The sequence below is a fragment of the Proteiniphilum acetatigenes DSM 18083 genome, assembly GCF_000380985.1.
Classification (GTDB): domain Bacteria; phylum Bacteroidota; class Bacteroidia; order Bacteroidales; family Dysgonomonadaceae; genus Proteiniphilum; species Proteiniphilum acetatigenes.
This window is the reverse complement of record NZ_KB905725.1, coordinates 1-1,463: the sequence shown is the minus strand read 5'-3', so window position 1 is coordinate 1,463 and position 1,463 is coordinate 1. Positions and strand designations below refer to the sequence as shown.

At 35.9% G+C, this 1,463-nt stretch carries 2 protein-coding genes; both read left to right on the top strand.

What is annotated here, in order from left to right; translation table 11 throughout:
• Positions 1-620, top strand: a 620-nt coding sequence (locus F597_RS22760) for a hypothetical protein (protein ID WP_221406120.1), incomplete at its 5' end; no start/stop codon positions are given.
• A gap of 82 nt (positions 621-702) precedes the next feature.
• Positions 703-1,326, top strand: coding sequence for a hypothetical protein (locus F597_RS0119775; protein WP_026327692.1), 624 nt, complete (start codon positions 703-705; stop codon positions 1,324-1,326).
• Positions 1,327-1,463 lie beyond the last annotated feature (137 nt).

Genomic DNA, 1,463 nt, shown 5'->3' with positions numbered 1-1,463 from the left:
TGGTAATACTCAGTGAGGTTGAACAGCGAAATTATGTAGGGGCCGCGTTTTATTATTCTCCTGATGGTGAATTATTAGGACATTTGGGTAATAGTCATGAAATTAGAGTTGTTGATTCGGGTATTTTTTACTCTTTGCAATACAATAATGATGATGCTTGTCTATTTGGTTACAGTACGTCATTGTATTATTCAGATAACGGAACCCGGGTAAATATTATAAATTCTATGGCCAGAGGATTGGGCTTAGATTATGTCTATCTGGACACACTTTACTATACAGTAAACGATAATAGGTATATATCCTACGATACAGGAGGAAAGACTACTCATATGGGTACATCAGGATATGGTTACCAGTATAGTTATATCACCATAAACAATGCTTCCGACATGTTTAAGGGAGGTAATTTTTATGATATGATGTGTGCTCTTATCCATGAACAGGATCATTACGACAACTATAATCCTCAGACGTATAATAAAAACTATTCCGAGTTTTTTGCGTTTGGCGCTACTATCCATAATCAATATTTTGAATATGCTTCGCAGGATTTCAGGGAAAGCACATACAGCCAGTATCGTTACTATGAAAGCTTGTATTATAATTTGTATTATTAAAAATCCAGACGCTATGTATAAAAGAATATTTTTACTTCTGTGTTTTTGTCTTTCGTTTCAATTGTTTGCCCAGAAAATAAAAATGAAGGCAGATATATTGTTTGATGAATTTTCAACCAATCTTCTAAAAACATCCGACGTCTTATATATTGCCGATAATCCCGATAAATATTTGATGAGTAAGTCGCCCTTATCGCATTTCGACGGATACCGGAGCATTTACAGTGAAGACCGATCAATGATTATTACATACGAACCTCCTTTTATTATTAACAACTATGATTCACCATCCGTCCCGCCTCATGGATCGGAAGGAGTCAGTGAGAAAGAGTATATGGCGACCTGGTTATTATTAAAAACGCAATTGTATTTATGTTATGTGGATTTTCCTTACCAAAAGAAAAGAGATGATAAAATTGTTTATCGCCCGATGGAGAAATTTACCGGAAAACGTTTTAACAGAAAAAATATCCCGGATATCGAGATCGGGGAATGGATTTATGGCCTTATGCCGGCCAACTGGTTTACCGACACGCTCTATGTGAAAAAAGCCAACTCTGAAAAATATTCCCCTTACAGCGTTTGGCAAAGGAAACATTACCTGAGGATGATTTTCAATAAAGGGAAACTGGTTTCCACGGAAGTTATGGCAAATAATACATGGATAGAAACATTGGTATACCCCAGGGGGGCAAAAGAGGAATAGATTGGCCATAACCCTCTTTTTTTATATCCAATACTTTGAAATAAAAAGCAATGAAAAAATTAACGAAAAAAAATCTGCAACAACTGTGTGAGACAATGGTAATACTCAGTGAGGTTGAACAGCGAAATTATGTAGGG